General features: G+C 32.0%; 1 protein-coding gene. It reads right to left on the reverse strand.

All coding sequences use genetic code 11. The features are described from left to right. Window positions 1-231: GLPGLI family protein (locus tag SB786_RS37895; protein ID WP_410731795.1), on the reverse strand; the 231-nt coding region annotated here is incomplete at both ends.

The following is a 231-nucleotide window of genomic DNA, read 5'->3' on the forward strand; positions in this document are numbered from 1 at the left end:
CGTAAAAGTCTTTAGTCAGTTTTTTTAAGAAAAAATCATAGTTTCTCTTATCATCATATACCCAAACGATTAAGCCGGGTAATCCTTTAAAAAAAGAAGGGCCTTCAGGAATAGGAATATCTTGTGTAAACCATGCCGTCCATTGTCTATTTTTATATTTCAATGTTGCACTTTGACATTCATAATCACCTATCTTTTTTTTGGCTAAGCTTATTTTCCATTCTAATGTGG

This window comes from Burkholderia sp. SIMBA_062 (assembly GCF_046534765.1).
Taxonomy (GTDB): Bacteria; Pseudomonadota; Gammaproteobacteria; order Burkholderiales; family Burkholderiaceae; genus Burkholderia; species Burkholderia ambifaria.